The sequence below is a fragment of the Aureimonas mangrovi genome, assembly GCF_014058705.1.
GTDB lineage: Bacteria > Pseudomonadota > Alphaproteobacteria > Rhizobiales > Rhizobiaceae > Aureimonas > Aureimonas mangrovi.
Genome location: NZ_CP059692.1, coordinates 728436 through 751951, shown reverse-complemented (window position 1 = coordinate 751951; position 23516 = coordinate 728436). Strand labels below are relative to the sequence as shown.

Sequence of the window (23516 nt, the reverse complement as noted above, 5' to 3'; positions counted from 1 at the left end):
GTCCTTGCGGTCATTCGGCCTCGCGCGCCCAGGGCACGAGGATCGCGGCGAGTTCGTCCACGGCAAAGCGCAGCGCCAGCGTCAGCGCGGCAAGAATGACGAGAACGGCGAAGAGGATGTCGGTCTGCATGCGGGCATTCGCCTGCAGCATGATGAAGCCGAGCCCGGCCGAGGCGCCCACCCATTCGCCGATCACGGCGCCGAGCGGGGCAAGAGGGGCAGCGACGCGAAGGCCCGAGACGAGGCCCGGCAGCGCCAGGGGAATGCGGATAAGTGCGAGCGTCTGCCAGCGACCGGCGCCGAGCAGCGCGGCCGATTCCAGGACATCGCTCTCGGTGCGGCGCAGGCCGTCCGCGAAAGCGGAGGCAACCGGGAAGAAGATGATGAGCGCGGCCATCACCACCTTCGAGGCCATGCCGAAGCCGAACCACAGGACGAGGATCGGCGCCACTGCGAAGACCGGCAGCGCCTGGATCACCAGCACCGCTGGCCAGACGAGTTGGCGCACACCGGGGATCGAGGCGACCGACAACGCGACGAGGATGCCCGCAAGCGAGCCGAAGAGGAGGCCGAGGCCGATCTCGGCGAGCGTGACGAGCCCGTGCCGCAGGAGGAAGTCGGAGCGCTGCGCGAACACCTCGATGACTGCGGCAGGCGCTGGCAGGATGAAATGCGGCGGCGCGATCAGCCAGATACTGAACTGCCAGATGGCGAGGATCGTGGCGAAGCCGGCGAGAAAGTTCAGCCCGGCGCGAGCAGCCCCGCTCCTGCGGCAACTCGCGGATGGGGGGCGCGCAAAGCCGCCCCGGCTTGAAGATGCGACTTCGACCAATGTCCCGTCCCTACGCCGGCATGACCCGGATCAGGTTCAAGGGTTCGGCGATGTCGCCATCTCAGCGCGTATAGGGCGCACCCCTCGGATGGGCGGGAAGATGATCGCGGCGCGCGCCCATGTCAACGGGAGCCTCTACAGAATGTATCCGGCAAGGAGCGTGCCGCCGACGATCAGCGCCAGCGAGCTCCAGAAGACGAGCGACATGCGCTTCTCCAGGAAGACCTTCGCCTGCGGGCCGAAATAATACAGGAGCGCGCAAGGGATGTAGAAGCGGATCGATCGCGCGACGACGCTCATGCCGACGAAGACCGCGAAGTCGAGCCGCGTGACGCCCGACAGGATGGTGATGACCTTGTAGGGCACCGGCGTGATGCCGCCGCCGATCAGCACCATGAGCCAGCCGAGATCGTTGTAGTCCTCGGCGATGCGTTCGAAGCTGCCGGTCATCCGGTAGAAGGCGAGCAGCGGCTCGCCGACGCTCTCGAACAGGAAGACACCGATGAAGTAGCCGAGGATGCCACCGAGCACGGACCAGAGCGTGCAGACGAATGCGAGGCGCCAGGCGCGCGTGCGATCCGCCAGGATCATCGGCAGGAGCATCACCTCCGGCATGGCCGGCAGGAAGGAGCTTTCCGCAAAGCACATCGCCGCCAGCGAGCGCTCGGCATTTCGATGCTGGGACATCTTCAAGGTCCAGTCGTAGAGGCCCTGCAGCATCGTCTTCCGTCGTCTCTCCCTTGGCGCTCCGCCCGGCGCCCACTCACCCGCAAAGCATGGGTGCCGTCAAGTCACCTGCCCCGCCCGTGCTCCACTTCGCGCGAAGGTGACGAGAGGGCTGGCGCGCACACCGCGCGGCCGCTATGGCAGGGTTTCGCGTTCAACGGGTCAATCGCAGCCTTGATCAAGCCTTCCGCAAAGCCGTTCGGCCGATCCGTCGTCGGCGCTATCGTCTTCGGCTTCGCCGCTCTCGTCGTTGTGGGGATTGCCGGCGCGGTCGCGCTTCTCGAGACGCAGCAGCGCGGCAATCTGGTTGCCCACACCTACGAGGTCGAGAAGGCGCTGGGCGAGTTCGAGACCGCCGCCGAGCGCGTGGCGACGGCGCGGCGCGGCTTTCTCCTGTCGAGTGACGAGAGCTATGCCGGCATCATCGACAGGTTGATCCAGCGCAAGGCGACCATCCTCGAGGCGCTGGGTGCGCTGACCGCCGACAATCCCTCGCAAAGAGCAGCTCTGGATCGATTGCGCGCGCTCGACGAGGCGCACAACGCAAATGCCCGCACGACGCTGGAGCGGCTGCGCGCCGACCCACAACTCGATCCGCGCACCCTCTTTAACGGGGACAACAGCGTCGCGATCATCATGGAAATCCGCAGCGTGATCTCCGAGATGGTCGAGCGTGAGCAGGGGCTTCTGGCCGAGCGTGTGATCGAGCGTGAGCGGACGCTGGCGCTCGCCTACATCATCCTCGGCGTTGCGGGCATCCTGCTTCTGGTCATGGCCGCCGGCACGATCTACGTCATCCGCCGCAACCTCGCCGCTCTCGAGCGCTCGCGCACCACGCTCGCGGGGCTCAACGAGATGCTCGAGGGCGCCGTCGCCGTGCGCACCGCCGACCTTCAGCGCGCCAACGACGAAATCCAGCGCTTCGCCTACATCGTCAGCCACGACCTTCGTTCGCCGCTTGTCAACGTGATGGGCTTCACCGCCGAACTCGAGGCGGCGACGGGCGAACTGTCGGCGCTGATCGACAAGGCCGAGACCGAAGCGCCGGACCTCGTGACGCCCGAGGCACGCTACGCGGCGAAGGAGGACCTGCCGGAGGCGATCGGCTTCATCCGCTCCTCCACCCAGAAGATGGACCGGCTGATCAACGCCATCCTGCGGCTTTCGCGCGAGGGACGGCGCGTCATCACGCCCGAGCCGCTCGACATGGACGCGATGCTGGCCGGCATCACCGACACGCTCCAGCATCGGCTGAACGAGGTGGGGGCCGAGATCACCGTGGAGGGCAGCCTGCCGAAGATCGTCTCCGACCGCGTGGCCATCGAGCAGATCTTCTCCAACCTCGTCGAGAACGCGGTAAAGTATCTCAAGCCCGGCCGCCCGGGGCAGATCCGCGTGCGCGCCCGCAGGTCCGGCCCGCGCATGATCTTCGAAATCCAGGACAACGGCCGTGGTATCGATCCGAAGGATCACGAGCGCGTGTTCGACCTGTTCCGCCGCTCTGGCACCCAGGATCAACCCGGCGAGGGGATCGGGCTGGCGCATGTGCGCGCGCTCGCCTACCGTCTCGGCGGGACGATCAGTTGCGATTCGGCGCTTGACGAAGGCGCGACCTTCCGTCTCTCAATCCCTCAGACCTACGACGCGGGCCAGGAAAGCGACCGGACGTGACCACTCCCCAACACCCCGTCAATATCGTGATGATCGAAGACGATGAGGGCCACGCGCGCCTCATCGAGAAGAACATCCGCCGCGCCGGCGTCAGCAACGAGATCCGTCATTTCACCGACGGCACCTCGGCCCTCGCCTTCATGTTCGACGATCCCTCGGGCCCGGCGCGCAACGGCCCGGCGTTGGTCCTTCTGGACCTGAACCTGCCGGACATGAGCGGCACGGACATCCTGATGAAGATGAAGGCGGAGGGCAGCCCGCTGCGGCGTACGCCGGTCGTCGTCCTCACCACGACGGACGACAAGGTCGAGATCGAGCGCTGCTACGATCTGGGCGCCAACGTCTACATCACCAAGCCGGTGAACTACGAGAGCTTCGCGCAGGCGATCCGCCAGCTCGGCCTCTTCCTGACCGTGATCCAGATTCCGGAGGTCGAGAGCTGACCTCGGCGACCGCCTCAGCGCGCATCCTCTATATCGACGACGACGAAGGGTTGAGGCTTCTCGCCGAGCGCACGCTGCGCAGGCGCGGCTTCGATGTGGTTTCCGCAGCGGGCGGCGCAGAGGGCATAGCGCTGGCCCGGCGCGAGCGCTTCGATCTCGTCGCCATCGACCATTACATGCCCGGCAAGGACGGCCTGGAGACGCTTGTCGAACTGCAGGCTCTCCCCGATACGCCTCCCGTCGTCTACGTCACCGGCTCGGAGGAGAGCCGCGTGGCCGTCGCCGCGCTCAAGGCCGGCGCGGCGGACTACGTGGTGAAGTCGGTCGGAGAGGACTTCTTCGACCTTCTGGCCACCGCCTTCATGCAGACGCTCGAGCGCGTGCGCCTCATGCGCGACAAGGAGGACGCCGAGACCCGGCTGCGCGCCAGCAACGAGCGGCTGGAGACCCTCCTGAAGGAAGTCAATCATCGCGTCTCGAACTCGCTGCAGATGGTCTCCGCTTTCGTCCACATGCAGGCGAGCGCCCTGTCGGACGAGGTCTCGCGCGAGGCGCTGAAGGACACGCAGCGCCGCATCGCGGCCATCGCGCGGGTCCACCGGGAGCTCTACACCTCCAACGACGTCGAGACCGTCGACATGGTCGACTATCTCACGGCGCTCGTGGGCGAGTTGGAGGAGACCTGGTCAAGCGAAGCCGCGCCCTGCCGCCTGAAGCTGGACGCCGAGCCTCTGCGCCTGAAGACCGACAAGGCCGTCTCCGTCGGGGTCATCGTCACGGAGCTCGTCTCCAACGCCTGCAAATACGCCTACGGCGCAGTGGGCGGCGAGGTGCGGGTGCGCCTCGCGCGCGACGGGGAGGATCATTTCCTCCTGCGCGTCGAGGACGACGGGCCGGGCCTCCCGGCGGACGGCAAGCCGCAGGGCACTGGCCTCGGCACCAAGCTGATCCGGGCGATGGCCGCCAGCCTCTCCTCCGAGATCGCGTATGAGGGGCCGGGCCTGCGCGCCAGCCTGCGCGCACCGGCCTGAGCCTTCCCCCGGCGATCGCATACGGCGCCGGCCCGCCCTCTCAACGCACGATGCTGAGCTTCTCCCGGCGCCCTGCCTCGGCGTGCGCGGGACGGCGACCGATCGAGTGATATTCCAGGCCGTGCCGCGCGACGATCGCCGGTTCGTACAGATTGCGCCCGTCGAAGATCACCGGGTTCGTCAGGCCCGCGGCGATCGTCTCGAAGGCGGGGGCGCGGAACATCTTCCACTCGGTCGCGATAAGGAGCGCGTCGGCCCCTTTCAGGGCCGCCTCCTTCGTACCGCACAGGGTGAGGTCGGCGCGCTCGCCGTAGATGCGCTGGCACTCCTCCATCGCCACCGGGTCGTAGGCCTGCACGCTCGCGCCCGCTGCCCAGAGCGCTTCCATCAGGACGCGCGACGACGCCTCGCGCATGTCCTCGGTGTCCGGCTTGAAGGCGAGGCCCCAGAGTGCGATGCGCCGACCGGCGAGATCGCCGCCGAAATAGGCCGCGACCTTGTCGAACAACACCGACTTCTGCGCCTCGTTGCGCTGGTGGACGGCCTTGAGGACGAAGGGCTCGTACTCGACGCCCTCCGCCGTGCGGATCAGCGCGGCGATATCCTTTGGAAAGCACGAGCCGCCATAACCGATGCCGGGATAGATGAAATGGTAGCCGATGCGCGGGTCCGAGCCGATGCCCCGCCGCACCTGCTCGATGTCGGCGCCGACGATCTCGGCGAGGTTGGCGATCTCGTTCATGAAGGAGATGCGCGTCGCCAGCATGCAGTTGGCGGCGTATTTCGTGAGTTCGGCGCTGCGCACGTCCATCACGATCATCTTCTCGTGGTTGCGGTTGAACGGCGCGTAGAGTTCTCGAAGGATTTCCAGAGCCGCGTCGTCCTCGCAGCCGACGATGATGCGGTCCGGCCGCGTGCAGTCGGCGACCGCCGCGCCTTCCTTCAGAAATTCGGGGTTGGAAACCACGGCGACCGCCAGCGACGAGCGGCCGCGTTCGGAGAGAACGGCCTCGGCCGCCTCGGTCACCCGCGCCGACGTGCCGACGGGCACCGTGCTCTTGACCACGAAGACCTTCGGTTCTGCCATGTGCGTCGCGATCGTGCGCGCCACCGCCAGCACGTGACGAAGATCGGCTGATCCGTCCTCGTCGGGCGGCGTGCCGACCGCGATCATCTGCACCTGCGAGAACGCGACGCCTGCCTGCGCGTCGGTGCTGAAATGCAGAAGGCCCTCGGCGACGCACTGAGTGACGAGTGCCTCGAGACCGGGCTCGTGGATGGGCACCACGCCGCGCTTGAGGCCTTCGATCTTCTTCGGATCGTTGTCGATGCACAGGACCTCGTGGCCGGCACCTGCCAGCACAGCGCCCTGAACGAGGCCGACATAGCCGGTGCCGAAAACCGTGATCTTCATGTGCGGCTCTCCATCGCTCGCCCTGCCCGGATCGCTTCCTCGCTATACACCGGGGCTTCAAAGCTCAAGAGAAGCGTGGTCCTTGCGCGGTCGACAGGCTGCACGCGGCGTGCGACGTAACGGTGAAAGCGCGCAAAGGAGGTGGGGAATGCCGCTCGACGACCCGATGGCGCCCGGTGCGCCCTATGCTTCGCCCGGCCGCCTCGCCATGCCGAGGGATGTTCCGGAGCCAGACGCGATCTGCGCCAGCGATGCCCATGTCCTTGCCGCGCGCATCGCTTCGGGCGAACTCACCTCTCGCGCCGTCGTGTCGGCGTTCCTCGACCGCATTGAACTGCTCAACCCGCGCTACAACGCCATCGTCTCTCTGCGCCCGCGCGAGGAGATTCTGGCGGAGGCCGACCGCGCCGATGCGCGCGTGGCCAGCGGAGAGCAGCTCGGCGCCCTTCACGGCCTGCCGATCGCGGTGAAGGACCTGATGGCGACGGCGGGCCTGCGCACGACCTTCGGTTCGCCGCTCTTTTCCGATTTCGTGCCCGATGCGGACGGGATCGCGGCGGCGCGCATTCGTGCGGCGGGCGCCATCATCATCGGCAAGACCAACACGCCCGAGTTCGGCCTCGGCTCCCACACCTTCAACCCGGTGCACGGGGCGACCGGCAACGCCTTCGATCCGTCCCGCTCGGCCGGCGGCTCCAGCGGCGGCGCGGCCGTGGCGCTCGCGCTGCGCATGCTTCCCATCGCAGACGGAAGCGACATGGGCGGCTCGCTGCGCAACCCGGCCGGCTGGAACAATGTCTTCGGCCTTCGCCCGAGCGCGGGACGCGTGCCGAGCCTGTCGGACGCCGACATCTTCGCCTCGACCCTGTCGACCGACGGGCCGATGGCGCGAAGCGCGGCCGACCTCGCTCTCCTTCTCGATGTCCTGGCCGGTCCCGATCCGCGCTCGCCTCTGTCCCTGCCGAGACCCGACCGACCCTTCGCCGAGTTCGCGGAGCGGCCCGGAGGCAACCGCATCGGCTGGCTCGGCGATCTTTCAGGCCACTTGCCGATGGAGGGTGGCGTTCTCGAAACGGCGTTCGGCGCGCTCGAGAAGCTGGGCGGGGCCGGCCTCGAGGTTCGCCCGATCGATAGCGGCTTCGACTTCGAAAAGCCGTGGCGCGCCTTCGTCGTGCTGCGCCAGCACGCGCTCGCCTCGCGATTCGCGATGCTGCTCGACGATCCGCGTGCCGAAACGATGAAGCCGGAGATGCGCTGGGAAATCGAAAACGGCCTTGCGCTCGGCATCGAGGATCTGCGCGAGGCCACAGCGACGCGGAACGCCTGGTTCGCGGAGGTGATGCGGCTGTTCGACGAGGCGGATTTCCTGGCGCTTCCGACAGCGCAGTTGATGCCGTTCCCGGTGGAGTGGCACTGGCCGCGCGAGATCGCGGGCCGCGCGATGGACAGCTACCATCGCTGGATGGAGGTGGTCGTTCCCGGAACGCTGTCGTCCTGCCCGGTGCTGGCGATGCCCGCCGGCTTCCACGACGGCCTCTCCTGTGGCGTGCAGATCATCGGCAGGCCGCGCGGCGAGGCCGATCTGATCGCCCTCGCGCGGCTGTACGAGAACCTTTAGAGGCCGGCGCGGCGGCGCGCCGCCGTCAGCGTGTTCTTCAACAGGCAGGCGATGGTCATCGGACCGACGCCGCCAGGCACCGGCGTGATGGCGCCGGCGATCTCCAGCGCCTCGTCATAGGCGACATCCCCGACGAGCCGCCCCTTCGCCGCGCCCTCGGCGGGTGCAAGCCGATTGATGCCGACGTCGATCACCGTCGCGCCCGGCTTGATCCAGTCGCCCTTCACCATCTGCGGGCGCCCGACGGCAGCCACGAGAATGTCGGCCGTGCGGCACAGGGCGGGAAGGTCCGCGGTCTTCGAATGCGCCATCGTCACCGTGGCATTCGCCGCGAGCAGAAGCTGCGCCACCGGCTTGCCGACGAGGACCGAGCGTCCGAGGACGACGGCGTTGGCGCCCGAGATGTCCGGCATGACGCTCTCGACCAGCAGCATCGAGCCGAGCGGGGTGCAGGGCACGAGGCCCGGCAGACCGGCCATCAGGCGACCGGCGTTCTCCGGATGCAGGCCGTCGACGTCCTTGGCCGGATCAATGGCGAGGATGACGAAGCCCGAATCGATATGACGCGGCAGCGGAAGCTGCACGAGGATGCCGTCCACGGCCGGGTCGGCGTTCAGGCGCGCCACCAGCGCCAGAAGGTCGGCTTCGCTCGTCTCCGCCGGCAGACGGTGCTCGAAGCTCCCCATCCCGGTTTCGCGCGTCATGCGAACCTTCGAGCCCACATAGACCTCGCTCGCGGGGTCGTTGCCAACGAGGACCACCGCGAGGCCCGCCTTGCGTCCGGTCTGCTGGAGGAAGGCTGCCGCGTCCTCGGCAACCTTGCCGCGAAGGTCCGCGGCGATCGCCTTGCCGTCGATGATGCGAGCGCTCATGTTCTCGTCCTTGCCGCGCGGCTCCTCCCGCCGCGACATGGGTGTATCGGCCGCCGGGCTTCCTCAGTCCCGGAAGACCACCGTCTTGTCGCCGTTGAGCAGCACGCGGTTGTCGAGATGCCAGGCGATGGCGCGCGATAGCACGCGGCGTTCGATATCGCGACCCTTTCGCACGAGATCGTCCGGGGTGTCGTGGTGGGAGATGCGCTCCACGTCCTGCTCGATGATCGGTCCCTCGTCGAGGTCGGCGGTGACGTAGTGTGCCGTCGCGCCGATCAGCTTCACGCCGCGCTTGTGCGCCTGGTGATAGGGCTTGGCGCCCTTGAAGCCGGGCAGGAACGAGTGGTGGATGTTGATGCAGCGCCCTTCCAGCCTGGCCGACAGTTCGTCCGACAGGATCTGCATGTAGCGGGCCAGCACGATGAGGTCGGCGTCCGTCTCCTCCACGATCGAGAGGATCCTGGCCTCCTGCTCGACCTTCGTGTCCCTGGTGATCGGCAGGTGATGGAAGGCGACGCCGTCGAGATCGTGATGCGCGAAGGTCTCGCGGGGATGGTTGGAGATCACCGCCGCAATCTCCATGCGCAGCTCGCCGATGCGCCAGCGGTAGAGGAGATCGGCGAGGCAATGATCGAACTTGGAGACGAAGATCAGAACGCGCGGCGTGTCCTGTGTGGAGCGGATGCGCCAGTCCATGTGGAAGCGCTCGGCGATGGTGCGGAAGCCTGCCTCGAGGCTCTCGATCGTCACCACCGCCTCGACGATGGCGAAGCGCACGCGCATGAAGAAGCGGCCCGTCTCGCCGTCGTCGAACTGGTGCGCCTCGCGGATGTCGGCACCGTTGTCGTAGAGATGGCGAGAGACGGCAGCGACGATGCCGGGACGGTTGGCGCAGGACAGGGCGAGCGTGAACTGTTCTTGCGGCACGGCGGGCTCCAGCTTGGGGAGGGTTGGCTCACTTTCGGGGCATAGCCGATCCAGCCGCACTTGCCGACGATTCGCGCGGCAAAAATTTGCGTTGCAGCGACAGGAAGGCGCGAGCGCTTTTCCTTTGTACCCCCAGCATCGACATGGTTGAAGGAACCTCCCGAAAGCCGGAGGAGCATCCCTTGAGCCAGTACGTCGTTTCGCCGCCGCCCGTCGCCGCCATCCCGGTTCGCGGCACCTCTGCGACCTTTCCCCTGCGCCGCGTCTACTGCGTCGGCCGCAACTATGTCGAGCACATCCGGGAGATGGGCAACGACGAGCGCAACCCGCCGATCTTCTTCCAGAAGCCGGCCGACGCTCTGGTGCTGGATGGCGGCGAGGTGCCCTATCCGAGCCAGACGAAGGACTTCCAGCACGAAGTGGAACTGGTCGTCGCGTTGAAGTCCGGCGGCACGGACATCGCGCCCGAGAACGCACTCGGCCACGTCTTCGGCTATGCCGTCGGCCTCGACATGACGCGCCGGGACCTGCAGTCGCGCACCGGCAAGCCGTGGGAGATCGCCAAGGCCTTCGACCATTCCTTCCCCTGCGGCGAGATCGCGACGGCGGAGGAGGTCGGCCATGTGGAGAAGGGCGCGATCGAGCTGAAGGTCAACGGTGAGACGCGCCAGTCCTCGGATGTCGATCTTCTCATCTGGCGTCTGCCGGAAATCATCGCGAATCTTTCCACGCTGTTCGAGCTGAAGGCCGGTGACGTCATCCTCACCGGCACGCCGCACGGCGTCGGCCCGGTCGAGCGCGGGGATAGGCTGGAGGCGAGCGTCGCCGGGCTGCCCGGACTGACCGTCACCATCGTCTGAGGTCGAAAGCGCGACATCCCGGGGCATTCGGCCCCGGGAATGCGGACCAGCAAAAAGGCTTAAGCTCCCGTTAAGGATGGGGTGGCACCATCGCCCCGGAAACCAAACCTTAACGAAGATGACCGAAACCTTGCCGTCCAAGAAAGCCGTCCGCCTGCGCGGACGCTCCTTCCTCGCCCTCGTCCTGTCGCCCGAGATGCCCTTCGCCGACTGGCTGGTGGAGCTCGACGATCTGGCGCGCCGATCGACCGGCTTCTTCCTCAACCGGCCGATCGTCCTCGACGTGCAGGGCCTCAAGCTGACGCGCGACGATCTCGCCGGCCTCGTTGCCGAGCTCGAGAAGCGCAACGTGCGCATCATGGGCATCGAGGGCGCGGTGCCCTCCATTCTCGGCCCCGACATGCCGCCGGAGATGCGCGGCGGGCGCGCGGCTGCCGATATCGAGGTGCCCGAGGATCCCGCGCCGGGTGAAAAGCCGGCAGTCGAAAAGGCGGGCGCCAAGGTCGCAGCCGCGATGCCCTCGGCCGCGAGCGTTTCGCAGGCTCATTCGCTGATCATCGAGGAGCCGGTGCGCTCCGGCCAGTCGATCGTCTTTCCGGAGGGCGACGTCACCGTGCTCGGCTCGGTCGCCTCTGGCGCCGAGATCATCGCCGGCGGCTCGATCCACGTCTACGGCACCTTGCGCGGCCGGGCTCTCGCTGGCTCCGCCGGCAAGCCGCAGGCGCGCATCTTCTGCCGCAAGCTGGAAGCCGAACTCATCGCCATCGACGGCCTCTACAAGACCGCCGAGGACATGGAGGCGCATCTTGTGGGCAAGCCGATCCAGGCCTGGCTCGAAGGCGATGCGCTGATGGCCGCCGCGCTCTGACGCGCGTCGGCTCGAGAATACTGAAAGAGAAAAGGGGTGGCCGCGATGGCTAGAGTTCTGGTGGTGACGTCGGGCAAGGGAGGCGTGGGCAAGACCACGTCCACGGCGGCGCTGGGCGCGGCACTCGCGCAGAGCGGACAGAACGTGGTGGTGGTCGATTTTGACGTCGGCCTGCGCAATCTCGATCTCGTCATGGGCGCCGAGCGGCGCGTGGTCTACGACCTGATCAACGTCGTCCAGGGGGACGCGAAGCTCGCCCAGGCGCTGATCCGCGACAAGCGCTGCGACACGCTTTCGCTGCTGCCGGCCTCGCAGACGCGCGACAAGGACAACCTCACCGCAGAGGGCGTCGCGCGCGTCATGGACGAGCTGCGCGAGCGCTTCGACTGGGTGATCTGCGACAGCCCCGCCGGCATCGAGCGCGGCGCGACGCTCGCCATGCGCCACGCCGACACGGCCGTCGTCGTCACCAATCCGGAAGTCTCCTCGGTGCGCGATTCCGATCGCATCATCGGCCTTCTGGATTCCAAGACCGAACTCGCCGAGCGTGGCGAGCGCATCGAGAAGCACCTTCTCCTGACCCGCTACGACGCGCTGCGCGCCGAGCGCGGCGACATGCTCAAGGTCGAGGACGTTCTCGAGATTCTCTCGATCCCGCTTCTGGGCATCATCCCCGAGAGCGCGGACGTCCTGAAGGCCTCCAATCTCGGCGCGCCCGTGACGCTGAGCGATGCGACCAGCGCGCCGGCCCGCGCCTATATCGACGCAGCGCGCCGCCTGTCGGGGGAGACGATCCCGATGAGTGTGCCGAGCGAGCGCAAGGGCGGCCTCTTCGGCAAGCTCTTCGGAAGGAGGGCCGCATGAACCTTCTCGGCTTCTTCCAGCGGCGCCCGCCCTCCTCCGCACCGGCGGCGCGCGAGCGGCTTCAGGTGCTCCTCGCCCACGAGCGCGCGACGATCGGCCAGTCCGACCTCGTCGCCACGCTGCGGGAGGAAATCCTCGCCGTGATCGCAAAGCACGTTTCCATCGACCGCGAGAAGGTGAAGGTGACGATGGACAAGCGCGATCAGATCTCGATGCTCGAGGTCGACATCGAACTGCCCGGCCTCGCGCTCTCCAAGGAGGCCGCGCCGGCGCACTGATCGGCCAGCGGTTTCTGCCCGGTCGCGAACGCGGCCCCGGGCGTCCGGCGATCGCCGGGCGCATCACGCATCAGACAGCTCGCAACAGGGAGACCGTTTCCATGAGCAGAGCCGAACTTCTCGAACGCCTGCAGGAGTTGCAGGCGCTGCCCGAACTCAAGGGCCGCAACATCCGCTCCATCGCGCCGATCCTGTCGACGGACGCGCTCCAGAAGCACGTCGAGGCCTGCGAGGCGACCGCGGAGCGCATGCGCCGGCACTGAGGGCGAAAGCGCGGGCAACCTTTTGGCCGCAGGGACGCTTTACCGTTCCCTGTCACAGCCGAATGAAGTCATGCCCCGATCCGACGAGCCGACCCTCCAGAACGAGCACGAAATCTGCGTCTTCGCGCCCTGGCCGCTCTTCACCATCACCATCGAATCCCTTACCGACAAGGGTGACGAGGTGTACTTCCATGCCGGCGGACAGGGCGTCTGGGTCGCGCGCATGATCGTCGGACTGGGGCATCGGTCGATGCTGGTCGGTCCCTTCGGCGGTGAGCAGCATCACGTCATCGAGGCCTTGGCACGTGCCGAGGGGCTCGGCCTGCGGCCCGTTCCCGTGAAGGGCGCCAATGGCGGCTACATCAACGATCGGCGCGGCGGCGAGCGGCACGAGATCGCCAATGTCGCGCCGCCGACGCTCGACCGGCACGAGATCGACGACCTGCATAATGCGACGCTGACCGAGGCCATACGCTGCGGCACGGCCGTCATCACCGGCACGCCGGACAACGAGGTGCTGCCGGCCGATCTGTATCCGCGTCTGGTCAAGGATCTGCGCGCCAACGATGTCATCGTCGTCGCCGATATCGCGGGCACGGTTCTGGACGCGGTGGACGAGGGTTTGACGCTCCTCAAGGTCAGCCACGAGGAACTGCACGAGGCTGGCCTTGCGGAGGGCGACGACATCGCGTCCCTTTCCCGGGCGCTGCACTCGCTCCGCGACAAGGCCGAAAACATCGTCGTTTCGCGCGCCGGCGCCGGCTGCCTCGCGCTGATGGATGGCAAGCTCGTCGAAGCAATCGGGCCGCAGATGGCAGCCAACGACCCGACGGGCGCCGGCGATTCCATGACGGCGGCCCTCGCGGTCGCGCTCTCGCAGGGGCTCGACTATGGCGGAGCGCTGCGCCTCGCGACCGCCGCCGGCGCGCTCAACGTCACACGGCACGGACGCGGGACGGGCAAGCTGCGCGACATCGAGGCGCTGGCCTCCTCCGTCGAGATCCGCGAGGTGAAGCTATGAGTGGAAGCGCCGACGAACTTGCCTCGATCGAGGCGCTTGCCTTCGAACTCGCGCAGCTTGCGGGTGCGCAGATCGTCTCCTCGCTCGGCCGCACGCTTGCCGTGCGCTACAAGACGTTGGCAAAAGGCGAGGAGGCCGTCTTCAAGGATCCGGTCTCCGAGGTCGATCAGGCGGTCGAGGTGTTGCTGCGTGCCCGCCTCGCCGATCGCTTCCCCGATCACGGCATCATCGGCGAGGAGGTGGAGGAGACGACCGGAACGTCCCCTTACACCTGGGTGATCGACCCAGTCGACGGCACCGCGAATTTCGTCAACGGCTTTCCGCTTTTCGCGGCGTCCATCGGTGTCATCCGGGATGGGGTGCCGGTGGTCGGTGCCGTCTGGTGCTCGACGAGCCACGCCCTTCGGCACGGCGTCTATCATTCGCGTGATGGTGGCCCGCTCTATTTCGACGAAGAGGCGATCAATGCCGTGGATCGCGCGCAGGTGCGCCGTCGCCTCGTCGGCCTGCCGCAGATTGTGCCGGCCGGCACGGCCGCGCACGAGGGGCGCCAGACCGGCTCCTCGGCGATCGAGTGCGCCTTCGTCGCGGCAGGGCTTCTGGCCGGTGCGCGCTTTGCCCGCCCGAACATCTGGGACGTCGCCGGCGGCATCGTTCTCGCGCGCTCCGCCGGGGCGGATGTCCTCACGCTTGAGGACAACGAAGGCGCAAGATGGGCGCCGTTCCAGAGCTTCGCCCCGCAGGGATCAAACCCGGCGAACTGGAAACAGGGGCTGGCGCTCGGCGCGCCCGGCGCGCTCGCCGTCATCGTTTAAAAAATGCCGGCGCCGCAATAGGTGGCACCGATCGTCATGATGGCTTATGACACCGGCGGGAGGCGGGATCGCCAACGGCGGAGCGCATGAAAACCAACCTGATCGCCGGCATCGCCACCACGGTCTTTGCCGGCCTCCTGTTCGCCTCCATGGACGCGACGGGAAAATACACGACCACCCTCGTGCCGGTGCTGACCGTCATCTGGGGGAGATACGTCTTTCACACGCTGATCGTCACCGCCGTCCTCGCCCGCACCACTGGTACGCGCTTCCTGAAAACGCGCCAGCCGTTCCTCCAGGTCGCCCGCGGGCTCAGCCTCCTCGTCACGACGGGCTTCATGTATTCGGCCATCTCGCGCGTGCCGCTTGCGGATGCGACCGCCGTCGCCTTCTTCGCGCCGATCCTCGTGACGATCCTGTCGGTGATCTTCCTCAAGGAGAAGATCGGCATCCACCGGATCAGCGCCATCCTCATCGGCTTCGCAGGCGTTCTCCTGATCGTGCGGCCAGGTTCGGGCTCGCTTGATCCGGCGCTTCTCCTCGCGCTTTGCGCAGCCCTCAGCAACGCTGTGTACCTTCTTCTGACGCGGCGTCTGGCGGGCGTCGATGACGCGGCCTCCACCCAGTTCAACACGACGGCCGTGGGCGCGGTGATCCTTTCGGTCGTCATCATCCCCTTCTGGCAGACCCCGACCTGGAACGCGTTTCTTCTGATGGCGCTGATGGGTGCGTTCGGCGCTTTCGGCCATTCGATCCTGGTGCGGGCTTTCGCGATCGCTCCGGCCTCGTTGCTGTCGCCCTTCCTCTACAGCCAGGTCCTCTTCGCTGGCATCCTCAGCGTCGCCGTCCTCGGCGACCCGCTTCATCCAGCGATGGTCGCGGGCACGGTCCTCCTGATCGCCAGCGGGCTCTACATCTGGTGGCGCGAGAACAAGCTCGGTCTCCCGACGGCGGGCGAGAACACTGTGCCACCCGCACCACAAGATTGAGGAAGAGCAGCTCCTCGACCGGGAGGGGTTGCCGTTCAGAAAGGCGCTCTAGCTTTCAGAAAATAGGGCGTTTTCGTGGCGCATACCCGGCGCCGCGCAGGCGTGCGTTTTCGCACGAACCTCGAACCAGCAGAGCTTCATGACCTCGACCATCAACAAGCCGGTGTTCCTCGGCGCCAGCATCATCATCCTCTTCTTCGTCCTCATTGGCGTTGCCCTCCCGGAGGCCGCCGGCAATCTCTTCTCGGCCGGACAGACTTTCGTGCTGGACGCCTTCGGCTGGTTCTACCTCCTGTCCGTCGGCATCTTCCTCTTCGTCGTCCTGTTCCTCGCGATGAGCCGCTTCGGACGGCTGAAGCTCGGGCCCGACGATGCCGAGCCCGACTTCAGCTACCTCTCCTGGCTGGCGATGCTCTTCGCCGCCGGCATGGGCATCGGACTGATGTTCTATGCGGCCGCCGAACCGATCCTGCACTATTCGGTGCCGCCAGAGGCCGAGCCCGGAACCTACGAGGCGGCACGTCAGGCGATGTCGCTGACCTTCTTCCACTGGGGCGTGCACGCGTGGGCAATCTACGCCGTCGTCGGCCTGTCGCTCGCCTATTTCTGCTTCCGCTACAACCTGCCGCTGACGATCCGTTCGGGTCTCTACCCGCTGATCCAGGATCGCATCCGCGGCCCCATCGGCCATGCCGTCGACATCTTCGCCATCTGCGGCACGGTGTTCGGCATCGCGACCTCGCTCGGGCTCGGCGTTCTTCAGATCAACGCCGGCCTGAACTATCTCACCGGCCTGCCGCAGACGGCCATCGTGCAGGTCGGCCTCATCGCGGTGATCACCGTGCTCGCCACGATCTCGGTGGTCTCGGGCCTTGACGTCGGCATCCGCCGCCTGTCGGAAGCCAACCTCATCGTCGCCATCCTCCTGATGCTGTTCGTGCTCGTGGTAGGGCCGACGGAGTTCCTCTTCCGCGCGTTCGTTCAGAATGTCGGGACCTACCTCGACTCGATCCTGGAGCGGACCTTCACCCTTTACGCCTACGAGCCGCGCGACTGGGTGAGCGACTGGACCCTGTTCTACTGGGCCTGGTGGATTTCCTGGTCGCCCTTCGTCGGCATGTTCATCGCGCGCATCTCGCGCGGCCGTACGGTGCGCGAGTTCGTGGTCGGCGTTCTCTTCGTGCCGTCCGCCTTCACGTTCTTCTGGATGACGGTGTTCGGCAACACGGCGATCTCGCTCGACATGGGCGTGGCGCAAGGCGCGATCGCGACCGCCGTCGGCAACGACATCTCCGTCTCTCTCTTCCAGTTCCTGGAATATCTGCCGTGGTCGGCGGTCACCTCGACGCTGGCGATCATCCTTGTCGCCGTCTTCTTCATCACCTCGTCGGATTCGGGCTCCATGGTCGTGGACACCATCGCCTCGGGCGGCACCTCCGAGACGCCGATCTGGCAGCGCATCTACTGGTGCGGGCTGGAGGGCGCGACGGCGGCTCTCCTGCTTCTGGCGGGCGGCCTCACGGCCCTGCAGACGATGACGCTGATCTCGGCGCTGCCCTTCACCGTCATCCTCCTGCTTCTTGCCTTCGGCCTCCTGCGCGGCATGCGTGCGGACGTTGCGCGCCTCACGGAGCATCGCCAGGCGCAGCCGGCGATCGCGCGGCGCGCGATGACGTGGCAGTCGCGCCTCAGCGCCATCCTTCACGAGGCGAGCGAGGCGGAGGTGCGCGCCTTCATCGAGCGCACGGTGCGCCCGGCGCTGACCGACGTGGCGAGCGAGATGGAGAAGCGCGGCGTCACCGCACAGGTGGAGCCGGGGGAGGACGGTGGGTCGACGCTGACCGTGCCGAGCGAGGACACGCGCAACTTCGTCTACGGCGTCGTGCCGGTCTCCCATCTCTCGCTGACCTTCTCGGTGGCGGAGGCCACGCGGCCGGACGCGAGGCGCGCGCATGTCTGGACGGCGCGCACCGTCTTTTCGGACGGCAGCCGCGGCTACGAGGTGATGGATTTCACCAAGGAGGACGTCATCGCGGACGTGCTCGCCCAGTTCGAGCGCTACCAGATCCTGACGAGCGCGAAGTCCACCGCGCTCTACGCCACCTCGCCCGATCCGGTCTGAGGCACACCGCCAGACGTGAAAAAGGGCGCCGCGAGGCGCCCTTTTTTGTGGTTTCAGGCTTCGGAGTTCAGCCCGCGTCGGCCATGAAGCCCGCCGCCTCGATGCCCGCGACGGCGGCCGCCTCGTCGTTGTCGGACGTGTCGCCGGTGATGCCGACGGCGCCGACGATCGTGCCGCCCTCGCGGATGAGGACACCGCCCGGCACCGGCACCAGCGAGCCGCCGGCCAGCGCGTTCATCGACTGGATGAAGAAGGGCTGCTGCTCGGCCCGCGCGAAGATCGCACGCGATCCCATGCCGAGCGCGACCGCGCCGTTGGCCTTGCCGATGGCGATCTCGGGGCGCATGCGCGAGGCACCGTCCTGACGCTCCAGCGCGACAAGCGCGCCGCCGGCATCGAGGACGGCGACGGTGAGCGGCTTGAGGCCGAGCTCGCCGCCCTTCTTCAGGCTGGCGGCAACGATGGTGCGGGCGGTCTCGATCGTCAGGGGCATCGGGCTTCCTCTCCGTGTTGTTGGAAGGCCCTTGTAGCGACGCTCGGCCGATCAGGCAAAGCGGCGTGCCGCATCGATGCCGAGGCCGAGCCCGACCGAGCCGAAGGCATCGGACTGCGCGATCTCGGCGCCCGGAAAACGCGCGGTGGCGGCGAGGCGCACGGCGGGCACCTGCGCGCCGCCGCCGGTGAGGATCACCGTCTCGATCGCATCGGCCGGGACGCCCGCCTGCGCGAGCGCTGCCTCGATCGCTCCGCCAATGCGAGCGACGAGTTCGACTGTGGCCGCCTCGAACTCGGCCCGCGTGACGGGTGCCGCGAGCGAGAGGCCCGGCTCGGCGAGGCGGATCTCGGTTTCGCTCTCGTCCGTCAGCGCGATCTTGGCGGTCTCGACCGCGCCGGCGAGGCGGTGGCCCGAGCGGTGCGCGAGGAGATGCTCGTAGCGCGCGAGCTTCTCCGGCTCGGCCGCTTCCTTCTTCAGCCCCGCGATGTCCCGCGCGATCTTCGGCGTATAGAGCGTGTTGACGCGATGCCACGTCGCCATGTCGTTGAAATACCAGACGGGCATGGCGCGCTTGCCGTCCGCCGTCATCGAGCCGAGGCCGAAGAGCGGCTGCATGGACGCGATGTTGAGGAGCCGGTCGAAATCCGTGCCGCCGACATGCACGCCCGTGAAGCTCAGGATGTCCGAGCGCCGGTCGAGTGTGCGGGCCCGCTCCGGCGACAGCCGCACAACCGAGAAGTCCGAGGTGCCGCCGCCGATGTCGACGACGAGCGCCAGCTTCTCCGCCGTGACCTGCCGCTCGTAGTAGAGCGCGGCGGCCACCGGCTCGTACTGGAATTCGATGTGGCGGAAGCCGGTGGCGCGCGCGGCCTCGGCAAGCTCGCCCTCGGCGCGCGCATCGGCCGCGTCGTCCTCGTCGACGAAGCGCACGGGCCGCCCGAGGACGACCGCCTCCGGCCCCTCCCCCGCCGCTTCCAGGCGCTCGCGCAGATGCTGCAGAAAGCGGCCGATGAGCTCCTGGAAGGTCATGCGCTGGCGCCCGACGGCCGTCGTTTCCTTCATCAGCGAGGAGCCGAGGACGCTCTTCAGCGCCCGCATGAAGCGCCCTTCCGCGCCGTCGACATATTCGAAGACGGCCTTGCGCCCCACATAGGTGCCGCCGTCCTCGAGCGAAAAGAACAGCGCGGAGGGGATCGTCAGGTGCTCGCCCTCCACGGGTAGGAGGCGCGGCGCGCCGCCCGGCGCGCAGAGCGCGATCGTGGAATTGGTGGTGCCGAAGTCGAGGCCGGCGTGGAGCGTTCCGGGCATGGCGCGCCTCTCATCGAACGCAAGGCGCCGGCGCGGGCGCGGCATGCGGTCCGTTATCGGGAAGGGCGGCCCGTATAGCTCGGCGCTTGCGGGTTGGAAAGGCCAGGTCCGCCGACGTTCCCTTCTCGTCGTCATCGGCCGCAAGGCGGGGATCCATGCCGCACCCTTTCCGTAGCGGAAGCGGCGGCGCCGACGGCGCGGAATGGATCCTCGGGCCGGGGTCAAGATGACGGAGCGGAGAGGATGGCGCGCGGAAGCGGCTTCGCTCTCGGGCGAAGCTGGAAGACATTGCGGACGCCCGATCAGACGGGCGGGTGGAGCACCGGAGGCTCGCCTCCGATGGGGTGTGTAGTAGTGCGGCTCGCCTCCGGCGCTCCACACGGGTGCTGCGGGTCTTGACCGTCCGCTGCCACGCGGCGGCTGCCGATGCCTTCGACCGGATGGCTTGTCCGGCCTCAAGGGCGTGCCCCGAAATTGGTCCGGCCCAAACAGGCTACGGGGGTTCCTCGGGTGGCTCCCGGCGCCGCCTTTTCTCTCGGCGCCGGCATCGACTCGTCCCGCCCGACCGTGCGCCGCCTCCGGAAGGCGCCCCACGACCGGACCCGCCCGCCAGCCCCGAACGATCCCGGTGATCATTCGCGCCCGTCAGGGCTGGTGGTCACAGGAGTATGGGAGAAGAGCTAAAGGGCGGGGATAAGATCATATTGTCTGCACGTATCACGGGCCCTGCTCTGGAATTAGTGCAATGACTGGTGGTGTCGTAAAGCTCGAGGAATCGCTGAAATGACTATGGCAAGAATCGAATTTGCATTCGGGAGTTTAAGTTTTTCAGGTGAGGGAACCGAAACTTGGCTCTCCGCACAGCTTGAAAGGGTTATTGATGCTGCGCCGGCGCTCGGGCAGCTCAGTCCTCCCATGGTCATTCAAGACGAGCCAGCGCGAGAGCAAGGTGCTCCAGCGGGAAGCGCTGAGTTCACGGCCTCCTTGGCAACACATATCCGCGCGAAGGGCGGTGACTCAAACCAAGTAAAAAGATTTCTAGCGACTGCTGACTGGCTACGTCAAAAGGGAGCTACGCCGTTAAATACAGGCGCAGTGACGAAGGCTCTTTCAGCAAACCACCAAAAGAAATTAAGCAATCCGGCAGATTGCCTTAATAAGCTTGTAGCAAGGGGATTTTGCGAGAAGAATGAAGATGGATTCTTTATAACACCAGATGGCTTGGCGGATCTTGGTTACTAATGATTCCCTCATCATCCGCTTTTGCGCCGCTTCCTCCAGGCTTGAGAACGCCGCTTGTAGATGAATACCGGTCCATTATTCAAAACTACGCAGAGCGTCGTTGGGGACCTTCCGAGCTAAGCGGTGGACGGTTCTGCGAGATCGTCTACACGATTCTTCAAGGTTATGCCTCGGGCGTGTACCCAAATGCGCCATCGAAGCCCAGCAATTTTTTAAATGCTTGTCGACAATTGGAAACCCAAACGCAGGTTCCTCGCAGTTTCCAGATACTGATCCCGCGAATGTTGCCCGCGCTGTATGAGGTTCGAAATAACCGCGGAGTGGGTCATGTTGGTGGAGATGTCGACCCCAATCATATGGACGCCACGGCCGTTGTTGGGATGTGCAACTGGATTATGGCTGAGTTGGTCCGGGTGCTCCACGCACTCGGGACCGAAGATGCTCAAGCTTTGGTTGACGTCTTGGCAGACCGCGAGGTGCCTTTGGTTTGGCAGATGGGCGACGTCAAGCGTGTTTTGGACCCAGGCTTGTCACTCCACGACCAAGTTTTGATCCTTCTAACATCGTCTCCAAGCCCAGTGGAAACTGACATGTTATGGGAGTGGACGATGTACAAAAATAGGACATATTTTAAGAAAATCCTCCGTAAGGCTGAAGATGAGAGGTTTATCTACATCTCTCCGGACGGAAATATATCGGTATTGCCGCCGGGGTCGGCGTACGTTTCGAAATTAGTCCAAAGCATGAACATTAAAATTCGTAATTAGGCAATTGGAGACTAACTTCAGCATTTTAATTAGATGCTGCGGTCGTTGCGCCCGTAGAGTCTACAGTGTAGCAAGTCCGGACGGAAAACCGGTTCCCACTTTTCCTGGACGTTGCGACGAGCCCTGCCGGCGGCCCGCTGCCTCCGGCAGCTCCCCGGCATAGCCGCGCTCGCGAAGACTCGCCGGTTCTTCGCGTTCCGAGCGTCTTTCGGACGCCTCGGAAACGCTAGCTATCCATCTTCAGCGCGGCGATGAACGCTTCCTGCGGGATCTCCACCTTGCCGAACTGGCGCATGCGCTTCTTGCCCTCCTTCTGCTTGTCGAGGAGCTTGCGCTTGCGCGAGGCGTCGCCGCCGTAGCACTTGGCCGTCACGTCCTTGCGCAGGGCCGAGATGGTCTCGCGCGCGATGACCTTGCCGCCGATCGCCGCCTGGATCGGGATCTTGAACAGATGGTTCGGGATCAGCTCCTTCAGCTTCTCGCACATCTGCCGGCCGCGCTTCTCGGCCTGGTTGCGGTGGACCAGCATCGACAGAGCGTCCACCGGCTCGGCGTTGACGAGGATCGACATCTTCACGAGATCGCCCTCGCGATACTCGATGAGCTGGTAGTCGAAGGAGGCGTAGCCCTTCGAGATCGACTTCAGCCGGTCGTAGAAGTCGAACACCACTTCGTTCAGCGGCAGCTCGTAGGTGACCATCGCGCGCTTGCCGACATAGGACAGGTCGGTCTGGATTCCGCGCCGTTCCTGGCAGAGCGTCAGGATGTTGCCGAGATAATCGTCCGGCGTCAGGATCGTCGCCTTGATCCACGGTTCGTGGATCGCCTCGATCTTCATCACGTCCGGCATGTCGGCCGGGTTGTGGAGCTGGATCGTGGTGCCGTCGCGCAGCTTCAGATCGTAGACGACGGAAGGGGCCGTCGCGATGAGGTCGAGGTCGAACTCGCGCGACAGGCGCTCCTGGATGATCTCCAGATGCAGGAGGCCGAGGAAGCCGCAGCGGAAGCCGAAGCCGAGCGCGGCCGAGCTCTCCATCTCGAACGAGAAGCTCGCGTCGTTGAGGCGCAGCTTGCCCATCGCGGCGCGTAAGTCGTCGAAATCGGCCGCATCCACCGGGAAGAGGCCGCAGAACACGACCGGCTGCGCGGGCTTGAAGCCGGGCAGCATCGTCGCCGTCTGGCGCTTCTCCTCGGTGATGGTGTCGCCGACGCGCGTATCGGCCACTTCCTTGATCGAGGCGGTGATGAAGCCGAGCTCGCCGGGGCCGAGGGCGTCCACCGTCACCATCTTGGGCGTGAAGACGCCGACACGATCCACCGGATAGCGCGCATCGGCGCCCATCATGCGGATGGTCTGGCCCTTCTTCAGCTCGCCGTCGATGATGCGCACGAGAACGATGACGCCGAGATACGCGTCGTACCACGAATCGACGAGCATCGCCTTCAGGGGGGCGGAACGGTCGCCCTCCTTCGGCGCGGGCAGGCGCGTGACGATGGCTTCCAGCACGTCCTCGATGCCGAGGCCGGACTTGGCGGAGATCATCACCGCGTCGGAAGCGTCGAGGCCGATGACCTCCTCGATCTGCTCCTTCACCTTGTCCGGCTCGGCGGCGGGCAGGTCGATCTTGTTGAGGACGGGCACGATCTCGAGGTCGTTGTCGAGCGCAAGATAGACGTTGGCGAGCGTCTGCGCCTCGACCCCTTGCGCGGCGTCCACGACGAGCAGGGCGCCTTCGCAGGCCGACAGCGAGCGCGAGACCTCGTAGGCGAAATCGACGTGGCCGGGCGTGTCGATCAGGTTGAGGACGTAGGCCTCGCCGTCCTTGGCCGTGTAGTGCAGGCGCACGGTCTGCGCCTTGATGGTGATGCCGCGCTCCTTCTCGATGTCCATCGAGTCGAGCACCTGCTCCTTGCCCGCCATCTCGCGCGCGTCCAGCCCGCCGGTGAGCTGGATCAGGCGGTCGGCGAGAGTCGACTTCCCGTGGTCGATATGGGCGACGATCGAGAAGTTGCGGATGCGGGACAGCGGCGTCTGGGCGGGCAAGGTGCTCATCGCCCGCCTATATTCGTTTGCGCTTCAAACGGGAAG

At 66.3% G+C, this 23516-nt stretch carries 23 protein-coding genes and 1 riboswitch; of the genes, 15 read left to right on the top strand and 8 right to left on the bottom strand.

The window, feature by feature from the left end; translation table 11 throughout:
• Nucleotides 1-10: 10 nt before the first annotated feature.
• The gene (locus tag H1343_RS03515) at nucleotides 11-745 is read right to left on the bottom strand and encodes an ABC transporter permease (RefSeq protein WP_185985458.1); all 735 of its coding nucleotides are present in this window, start codon (nucleotides 743-745) and stop codon (nucleotides 11-13) included.
• A 77-nt stretch (nucleotides 746-822) separates the two neighbouring features.
• Nucleotides 823-927, bottom strand: a riboswitch (TPP riboswitch).
• A gap of 40 nt (nucleotides 928-967) precedes the next feature.
• A complete protein-coding gene (locus H1343_RS03510; RefSeq protein ID WP_185984577.1) occupies nucleotides 968-1552 on the bottom strand; it encodes a YqaA family protein in 585 nt (194 codons plus the stop codon).
• A 180-nt stretch (nucleotides 1553-1732) separates the two neighbouring features.
• On the opposite strand from H1343_RS03510, the gene H1343_RS03505 reads away from it, so the two are divergent.
• The 3 genes from H1343_RS03505 to H1343_RS03495 are packed head-to-tail and all read left to right on the top strand — an operon-like array spanning nucleotide 1733 to nucleotide 4703.
• On the top strand, nucleotides 1733-3229 hold the full coding sequence (locus tag H1343_RS03505; protein WP_210270071.1) for a sensor histidine kinase: 1497 nt from the start codon (nucleotides 1733-1735) through the stop codon (nucleotides 3227-3229).
• Between the two features lie 29 nt (nucleotides 3230-3258).
• Nucleotides 3259-3672: a response regulator gene (locus H1343_RS03500; RefSeq protein WP_185985457.1), complete on the top strand. Its 414-nt coding sequence runs from the start codon at nucleotides 3259-3261 to the stop codon at nucleotides 3670-3672.
• Between the two features lie 50 nt (nucleotides 3673-3722).
• Nucleotides 3723-4703, top strand: a complete 981-nt coding sequence (locus H1343_RS03495) for a sensor histidine kinase (RefSeq protein ID WP_425484625.1) — start codon at nucleotides 3723-3725, stop codon at nucleotides 4701-4703.
• A 40-nt stretch (nucleotides 4704-4743) separates the two neighbouring features.
• On the opposite strand, the gene H1343_RS03490 is transcribed toward H1343_RS03495, so the two are convergent.
• On the bottom strand, nucleotides 4744-6117 hold the full coding sequence (locus H1343_RS03490) for a UDP-glucose dehydrogenase family protein (RefSeq protein WP_185984575.1): 1374 nt from the start codon (nucleotides 6115-6117) through the stop codon (nucleotides 4744-4746).
• 148 nt (nucleotides 6118-6265) lie between these two features.
• Here H1343_RS03490 and H1343_RS03485 point away from each other — a divergent pair, with 148 nt between their 5' ends.
• On the top strand, nucleotides 6266-7735 hold the full coding sequence (locus H1343_RS03485; RefSeq protein WP_246333298.1) for an amidase: 1470 nt from the start codon (nucleotides 6266-6268) through the stop codon (nucleotides 7733-7735).
• Here the strand turns inward: H1343_RS03485 and folD are convergent.
• Together folD and purU are read right to left on the bottom strand one after the other, a co-directional pair.
• Nucleotides 7732-8607, bottom strand: coding sequence for a bifunctional methylenetetrahydrofolate dehydrogenase/methenyltetrahydrofolate cyclohydrolase FolD (gene folD, locus H1343_RS03480; protein WP_185984574.1), 876 nt, complete (start codon nucleotides 8605-8607; stop codon nucleotides 7732-7734). The two genes, H1343_RS03485 and folD, sit on opposite strands and share 4 nt — an antisense overlap.
• A gap of 63 nt (nucleotides 8608-8670) precedes the next feature.
• On the bottom strand, nucleotides 8671-9534 hold the full coding sequence (purU, locus tag H1343_RS03475; RefSeq protein ID WP_185984573.1) for a formyltetrahydrofolate deformylase: 864 nt from the start codon (nucleotides 9532-9534) through the stop codon (nucleotides 8671-8673).
• 182 nt (nucleotides 9535-9716) lie between these two features.
• Between purU and H1343_RS03470 the strand changes: the two genes are divergently transcribed.
• The 9 genes from H1343_RS03470 to H1343_RS03430 all read left to right on the top strand — a co-directional run bounded on the left by H1343_RS03470 (nucleotide 9717) and on the right by H1343_RS03430 (nucleotide 17614).
• Nucleotides 9717-10394, top strand: a complete 678-nt coding sequence (locus H1343_RS03470) for a fumarylacetoacetate hydrolase family protein (RefSeq protein ID WP_185984572.1) — start codon at nucleotides 9717-9719, stop codon at nucleotides 10392-10394.
• 118 nt (nucleotides 10395-10512) lie between these two features.
• A complete protein-coding gene (minC, locus tag H1343_RS03465; protein ID WP_185984571.1) occupies nucleotides 10513-11262 on the top strand; it encodes a septum site-determining protein MinC in 750 nt (249 codons plus the stop codon).
• 45 nt (nucleotides 11263-11307) lie between these two features.
• Nucleotides 11308-12126: a septum site-determining protein MinD gene (minD, locus tag H1343_RS03460; protein ID WP_185984570.1), complete on the top strand. Its 819-nt coding sequence runs from the start codon at nucleotides 11308-11310 to the stop codon at nucleotides 12124-12126.
• A complete protein-coding gene (minE, locus tag H1343_RS03455; RefSeq protein WP_185984569.1) occupies nucleotides 12123-12404 on the top strand; it encodes a cell division topological specificity factor MinE in 282 nt (93 codons plus the stop codon). Before minD ends, minE begins: the two co-directional genes overlap by 4 nt.
• A 101-nt stretch (nucleotides 12405-12505) precedes the next feature.
• Nucleotides 12506-12667 carry a hypothetical protein gene (locus tag H1343_RS03450; RefSeq protein ID WP_185984568.1) on the top strand — a complete coding sequence of 54 codons (162 nt, stop codon included), beginning with the start codon at nucleotides 12506-12508 and terminating at the stop codon, nucleotides 12665-12667.
• A gap of 70 nt (nucleotides 12668-12737) precedes the next feature.
• Nucleotides 12738-13688 (top strand): 1-phosphofructokinase family hexose kinase, encoded by a 951-nt coding sequence (locus H1343_RS03445; RefSeq protein WP_185984567.1) that lies wholly within the window; start codon nucleotides 12738-12740, stop codon nucleotides 13686-13688.
• Nucleotides 13685-14503 carry an inositol monophosphatase family protein gene (locus H1343_RS03440; protein WP_185984566.1) on the top strand — a complete coding sequence of 273 codons (819 nt, stop codon included), beginning with the start codon at nucleotides 13685-13687 and terminating at the stop codon, nucleotides 14501-14503. Before H1343_RS03445 ends, H1343_RS03440 begins: the two co-directional genes overlap by 4 nt.
• An 86-nt stretch (nucleotides 14504-14589) precedes the next feature.
• A complete protein-coding gene (locus tag H1343_RS03435) occupies nucleotides 14590-15492 on the top strand; it encodes a DMT family transporter (RefSeq protein WP_185984565.1) in 903 nt (300 codons plus the stop codon).
• Nucleotides 15493-15631: 139 nt separating this feature from the next.
• Complete coding sequence (locus H1343_RS03430; protein ID WP_185984564.1) at nucleotides 15632-17614, top strand: BCCT family transporter; 1983 nt, start codon at nucleotides 15632-15634, stop codon at nucleotides 17612-17614.
• 67 nt (nucleotides 17615-17681) lie between these two features.
• Here H1343_RS03430 and H1343_RS03425 read toward each other — a convergent pair whose 3' ends face one another.
• Together H1343_RS03425 and H1343_RS03420 are read right to left on the bottom strand one after the other, a co-directional pair.
• Nucleotides 17682-18107, bottom strand: a complete 426-nt coding sequence (locus H1343_RS03425; RefSeq protein ID WP_185984563.1) for a GlcG/HbpS family heme-binding protein — start codon at nucleotides 18105-18107, stop codon at nucleotides 17682-17684.
• 51 nt (nucleotides 18108-18158) lie between these two features.
• The gene (locus H1343_RS03420) at nucleotides 18159-19418 is read right to left on the bottom strand and encodes an Hsp70 family protein (RefSeq protein WP_185984562.1); all 1260 of its coding nucleotides are present in this window, start codon (nucleotides 19416-19418) and stop codon (nucleotides 18159-18161) included.
• A 789-nt stretch (nucleotides 19419-20207) separates the two neighbouring features.
• Between H1343_RS03420 and H1343_RS03415 the strand changes: the two genes are divergently transcribed.
• Together H1343_RS03415 and H1343_RS03410 are read left to right on the top strand one after the other, a co-directional pair.
• The gene (locus H1343_RS03415) at nucleotides 20208-20660 is read left to right on the top strand and encodes a hypothetical protein (RefSeq protein ID WP_185984561.1); all 453 of its coding nucleotides are present in this window, start codon (nucleotides 20208-20210) and stop codon (nucleotides 20658-20660) included.
• A complete protein-coding gene (locus H1343_RS03410) occupies nucleotides 20660-21427 on the top strand; it encodes a hypothetical protein (RefSeq protein WP_185984560.1) in 768 nt (255 codons plus the stop codon). The genes H1343_RS03415 and H1343_RS03410 overlap by 1 nt, the downstream gene beginning before the upstream one ends.
• Nucleotides 21428-21653: 226 nt before the next feature.
• Here H1343_RS03410 and lepA read toward each other — a convergent pair whose 3' ends face one another.
• On the bottom strand, nucleotides 21654-23480 hold the full coding sequence (gene lepA, locus H1343_RS03405) for a translation elongation factor 4 (protein ID WP_185984559.1): 1827 nt from the start codon (nucleotides 23478-23480) through the stop codon (nucleotides 21654-21656).
• Nucleotides 23481-23516: the final 36 nt, after the last annotated feature.